Origin of the sequence: Psychrobacter sp. TWR1-1-1 (genome assembly GCF_049895865.1) — a bacterium.
In the GTDB taxonomy this organism is placed as follows: Bacteria; Pseudomonadota; Gammaproteobacteria; order Pseudomonadales; family Moraxellaceae; genus Psychrobacter; species Psychrobacter immobilis_A.
This window is the reverse complement of sequence record NZ_JAFCTE010000033.1, coordinates 1-5,878: the sequence shown is the minus strand read 5'-3', so window position 1 is coordinate 5,878 and position 5,878 is coordinate 1. Positions and strand designations below refer to the sequence as shown.

Annotated in this window: 6 protein-coding genes; 1 reads left to right on the top strand and 5 read right to left on the bottom strand. The window is 39.4% G+C overall.

Translation table 11 applies throughout. From position 1 onward, the window contains the following. Positions 1–198: 198 nt before the first annotated feature. The gene (locus tag ACP69U_RS13540) at positions 199–1,104 is read left to right on the top strand and encodes a hypothetical protein (protein ID WP_426138804.1); all 906 of its coding nucleotides are present in this window, start codon (positions 199–201) and stop codon (positions 1,102–1,104) included. A 924-nt stretch (positions 1,105–2,028) separates the two neighbouring features. On the opposite strand, the gene ACP69U_RS13535 is transcribed toward ACP69U_RS13540, so the two are convergent. From ACP69U_RS13535 to ACP69U_RS13515, 5 genes are all read right to left on the bottom strand, one after another. After that, positions 2,029–2,763: a DarT1-associated NADAR antitoxin family protein gene (locus ACP69U_RS13535; protein ID WP_390890600.1), complete on the bottom strand. Its 735-nt coding sequence runs from the start codon at positions 2,761–2,763 to the stop codon at positions 2,029–2,031. Positions 2,764–2,886: 123 nt separating this feature from the next. Then, a complete protein-coding gene (locus ACP69U_RS13530; RefSeq protein ID WP_314886379.1) occupies positions 2,887–3,627 on the bottom strand; it encodes a hypothetical protein in 741 nt (246 codons plus the stop codon). 74 nt (positions 3,628–3,701) lie between these two features. Beyond that, complete coding sequence (locus tag ACP69U_RS13525) at positions 3,702–4,343, bottom strand: hypothetical protein (protein ID WP_314886380.1); 642 nt, start codon at positions 4,341–4,343, stop codon at positions 3,702–3,704. Between the two features lie 238 nt (positions 4,344–4,581). Next, entirely contained in the window at positions 4,582–5,166 is a 585-nt protein-coding gene (locus tag ACP69U_RS13520; RefSeq protein WP_314886382.1) for an alpha/beta hydrolase, read from the bottom strand. 24 nt (positions 5,167–5,190) lie between these two features. After that, positions 5,191–5,760 carry a hypothetical protein gene (locus tag ACP69U_RS13515; protein ID WP_426138803.1) on the bottom strand — a complete coding sequence of 190 codons (570 nt, stop codon included), beginning with the start codon at positions 5,758–5,760 and terminating at the stop codon, positions 5,191–5,193. Positions 5,761–5,878 lie beyond the last annotated feature (118 nt).

Sequence of the window (5,878 nt, the reverse complement as noted above, 5' to 3'; positions counted from 1 at the left end):
GCCTGCCGCTTCAATCAGCATGCGAACGGCGCGTTCTTTAATCTCAGGAGTATAGGTTTGTCTTTTCATTGTCGTATTCTCTCAGAATATTAGGTCTCCGACAATCCCGGGGCGGTTCAATGGTATGCAATTTCAGGATTAGTAGGACATATATCTCCTAATCGTAGCTTTGAGTATTACATTCATTCGGCAATGCTCATGACTACATACGCTATTGCCAATACAGAAATGCAATTAGATTACGCTATCTTTAAAAATATTACTGGTATTAGTAAAGATAGACTCAAGTCGAATAGTGTCTCAATTATCAATGATAAGATATCCATCTCCGATACTCGCAAATTGGCAAAGAAACTGACCTTAAATCAAAGTCGAGATATTCCAGTAAACCTTACTATTGATACTGCTAATCGGTTCAAGGAAAGTGATGTATTCACTACTAATATGGCAGACGATAGGGTTCACCGCTATGGCATTAATCAACTTATCAAATTCTTACAGCTGCTAGAGGAAAGCAGCGATATCAGACTATCGTCAAACCATTCATTTATAAAGTTTGAAGATGGCCAAGTATTCGCTAAGCGCGCTGAGCAAATAGCCCAGATTACTACTAGCCAGGGAAAATGTCGCTTCATTGAAACAACGGATCAACGACAACCAAAAAATATGAAAAGTAGAGAAAACTATGAGCTTCTACCCGTCATACTAAAATCAGTATGGATCTTACGTGATCAACAACATGCGGACTACCTATGGTTTCTACAGATAGTTAGACAAAAAATCACTATTGATAATGCCTATCTTTCATTTCCAGTAAAAGATATAGAGGAGTTTCTAAGGTTTGTACAGATTAGCGTGAGACTTTTACCTGCACAGTCGTGGATGATTTCAGGTAATGAAGGTATAAAAGCTACTGTCCATGATATCTATAGAACTACTGATAAAAAATCAGAGAACTCAAAAATCATATTCAAACCTTCCAACTCTCGCACTATCAGATTTGGCATTTGTATTACTGACGAACAGACATCAAATGGTAAAGCGTTTTCTGGCTTGCTGAGGTTTTTAGTACACCTTTTTATGATAATAGATGATGAGATCTGATAAACATTCCATGAGAAAATACGATAGGTATACAACCATATGATACTAAGTTAGAAAGGAATATATTTGCATAACCGTTATATATTAAAAATAGTTCGATGCACTCAATATCAGAAACGGCAGGTAAAAAACGAAAGACTCACTGCTTTTTAGGGAAAATACTAAACAGGTTATAAGATATAACTAACATTGCAGTGGATTTCGCTTATCCCTCGAGTAGGGGGTAAGTGGTCAAAAGACCCTAATATTAGGGTGACCATATTCAGACTAAAAAATACGTTTACTTAATCCGCCCTTAAAGCTATAATTCATTAACCATCTCAAAGCCCTTATATATCAATATATACAGGTTAATGTAGAATTACACATTCCAATGAAAATCGATCAGTTAACATTGCCAAGGTTGGGGTCGAGAGTTCGAATCTCTTTTCCCGCTCCAAATATGGCTTATAAAAGCACTAAAATCCTCACTTCTTAAATAAGAAGTGGGGATTTTTTTTGTCTAATTTTCTAGAATTATAGTCATACTTAGGGCGCGTCCTCAATTCAATCGATAGTTATATAAATGGTTTAAAAATGGCTAAATCTTGCCAAACGGTGTCAAATAGCTGACTAATATCTCGATATTATCCTTGTTTGACTGCAATTTATCTAATTTTTATCGCCACTTTTAAAATGAGGACATGCCCTAGTATTCGTAAGTTTATATCACATCTACATAATTAAGAGTAATAAGCGTTCTGTTGAAATATATAACGCTAAAATCAACCAGACTAAGGTGCTTGATTTTTTAGGCATGAAAATTTTTTAGGCATGAAAAAGCCAAGACAAGCTTGGCTATTCTCATATATCATAAAGTCGCTTGATTAGCATATCATAAGTTTATCTTGATAATTTTTACTGCATAAATTACCGCTTTAACGATCAAACCCAACCCGCTTCTAAAAGCTGCTCAGTATTACTTATTTTGAATTCATGATATAAATTAAAAAATACTGCGGGGTCTTCAATGTTATCGAGCAACTCGCGTTTATTGAGCGCCACAAACATCGCCAGTGCATAAGCCGCACAATGGATAGACTTTTTAGGATTAAACTCACGATCCGTAAAGGCTTGATATTGCATAACTTCTTCATGCAAATGCGGGTTTTGCTTTAGGGCATTTACATAGAGCCAATCATAAAATGTGGTCAATGGCTCTACGCTCCACTCCATACCAAAATAATTATAGCCAATCAGTTCACCCGAGGTCATTAAGCGCTCGTCCTTTCTGGCTTGTCTTGGCGGCGCACTTAACAAGTCAGTATAGGGGCCACCATCCTCAAAAATCATACTGCTTTGAAAGGCATTTTCGACACTGTACTGCTGCCCATCTTGTTCATTTGTTAGCTTCAAGCTTAATGGACTCAGCGGAAAACTCAATTTATTACCAGACTTGCTCGATAGCTCAAGGACATGACTAAAGCCATACTTTTTGCGAATGACTTGATGCATATCATTAATGGATTTTTTCTTTTGGCGACTGGCAAACCCCACATGCCGCTCAAACCTAACCATATCTGTTTTTACCAGATTGTCACTGTTGGTTCTCGGCATAAATACGGGTCTGTGTTCTATAATATCTTGTCTTTGATCCACAGAATTCTGTGTTTGTTGCATAGCAATGTGCCTTATATCAATAGTCTTTTATAGCTAATCTTATATAAATATTCTTTTACAACGGCTCTTATAAAAATTGACGTTAAAACGTATTGTCCTGACATCAATTTTATGGATAGCTACCTACTCAGCTGCATCTAATAACTTGTTAAGCGCCTCTACCATGGCATCATCTATAATACTGTCTTCCACATAGCTTATTACTTCGTCTATGGTGGTCAAATCCATTTCCCGAATACCCAAACTGGCTAGCTGTTCATTGATCGAGTCTAAACTGTCATTATCTTCAGTGTCGTCTAATAGATTTTCTTCAAATCTTCCTCTAACGAACCAATACATTTTTTCTAGCACGGTTTCTTTTTTGGTTAAAGTAGAATAGCCGTCACCATAAATAAACAAGTTGAAATGATAAGGTATCTCTACCTCATTAATGAAAAAAGTACGCTTACATTCTAGTGTATAGGCTTGAATGTCTTTGTCTTCAACGGATAGGTCTTCAGTGGCTTGGTCATCTTTATTACTTTCATCACTGTCTTCATCGTATTCAATCACTTCCTCTATCAATCCACCTAGTATTTGATAGTCGCCCACTTTGACCTTATGATTGTAAATGATAGAGGCGTCTGCGATTGCGTCGAAAATAATGGCACTCACATCTAACGTATGATCGTCGATATCATAGAAGCTTTTTAGCGCGGGTAAAAACTCGGTCAGCTTTTCTTCAGGTACTGGTATCAAAAACTGCTGCTCATATATTTTAATCATGTCTTCAGGCGCATAAGTGTTGGCAGTATCGGTCTCGTTTCTACCAGTCGGCTGTAAAGGTGCAAAATTATACGGGTTATAAGGATTAGTATCGGTCATTGGGGACGGCCTTTTTATTTGGGTATGCTGTGTTAAATGTTAATGCTACCAATTGATGAGTGATGTATCACATCCTACTCACACTGCGGCAGATCATACTCGATGCTATCAACCATCTCATGACGCTGTTCAATGATAAGTTGATAACCGTTAATCACGCCATTATACGGCAAGTGACCGTTATATTCTGCATAATGCGCAGCCAGACATTGTTGAATCACCAACTCACGCTTTGCCGCATTCATTTTGGCAATATTTTGCGGTAAATACGCAACAGCTTTACTGCTAGCCACGCCGCGCGACATCCAGTTAGCGCCCTCACTCCATGTAAAGTCGATGACCGCTCGCAAGTGATATTGCGGTAGCGGATAAGGATAATGCGCCAAGTCATATTGGATTTGCGCAATATCATCTGCAAAGGTGTCGTACCTTATTTCGAGCACTGGCAATAGTGTTTTTAAGAATTCATGAGCAGTAAAGTAGCTATCAATATCTGTCGCATTAAGTCCTAGTATGTCGCTAGACAATACATGACGCAGACGACCACAGGCGGATATGATGTGTTTTGGCGGATAACCCATGGCTTGGACAATATCTTGCGAACGTCGTTCACATTTCTCTATTTGGCTAACCGCCTCTTTTGCCAAAGGATGCCGCGGCGTATAACGATGAGTATATTTGGAAGGCGTGAGATTTTGGCTATTGATATGAGACATCAGTGACTCCTGAACTCCGACAATAAGAATAAGCCCAAATAGGCTCATCGAATCAGGCATGAATAGCCTTGTCGGAGTACAGGCTCATGCGCTTTACCAGAGTGGTTCTATATCGTGCTGGAAGTTGCAATGTTTGCTAAGTGATTATTGAAAAACTTGGCAAACCGTTAAACCCACGATAGTTTTTTAGTTCTTTATAATAGTAATTAATAATGCCTTACTGCAAGGCTGATGGTATTTAATCTTCCCCATGATATGTCGCGTCATCCATCCAGACAATGGGGTCTTCGCACAGATGAACCAAGTGATACCAAATGTCTTCGCTACGGGCGATACGGTGATGACCACGCTCAAAATACTCCACTTCCCAGCTATCAGGTAAGTTGACGAGCGTACGTCTGGCGACGGCCACATCTAAGCATTCATCATCAACCTCAACCATGACTCGTACCATCTCAGTATTCGAGGTCGGAAATGACAGTTTCATATCAGCCACGTCTGGTATGCGGTCTGCTAAAACCTCACTGGGATAAATGCAAGGTGCTATTAATAGCGCACGCAAATTGTATTTGTGGGCGAAGTGATTGGCAAACCAGCCACCAAGTGAGTGCCCTGCCAAGACGACTCTCGGATACTCGCGCATTTTTTCTAAAATTAACGCCTCATAAATATCAAAAATCTCGTTGAAATTATCTCGATAATTGACGGTTTGGCAGGTTTTGGGCTCACGGCTAATACAAGTATATTTAGTGGTTTCATTGCTTGAATCAAGACCGTGAAAGAATAGTAAAAATGTGTCATTATTTTCAATGGGAAACATCATAGTGCTCTCCTTTTAAGGATTTTTTTATTTATTATCATTACTTTTATACTTCAACCATAGACCATAAATGTGCTCAGCGACATCCATAGGAATCCTCGTATATCCAGCACCAAATGACACGTCATAGACCGTAGTCATTATCGCGAGAACCTCATCGGCACTATCAGCGCTCTCCTTGATTAGCCTGTTAGCGATTTGCTCTGCCTCACTGCTGTACTCATCCCAAGTATCATTGTAATAACATCCCACAATACCAAAGTCATAGCGATAGATCATATCTGTGATAGATCTCATCAAGCTTGCACTCGCGTGGTCATAATGTTCCGCCCATTGCTGGTATAACTGCTGACGTATGGGCAATACACAAGGTAAAATAGGACGATCTTTGGGATCATTTCGTTTGTCTGCACTCACAACAGATAAGGGTTTGGCGCCACCTTCCCATAGCAAGGGACAAGACGAAAACATGCCTTTTTCGCACACATTCAAACGCCATATTCCCCACATCTCCTTGCTAGCACGACTCATGGTATACACAATAATCTGATTGAGATAATCACTATCATAGATGATATGTTGACGATCAATTCTCACTGAACCGCCCCGGGATTGTCGGAGACCTAATATTCTGAGAGAATACGACAATGAAAAGACAAACCTATACTCCTGAGATTAAAGAACGCGCCGTTCGCATGCTGATTGAAGCGGCAGG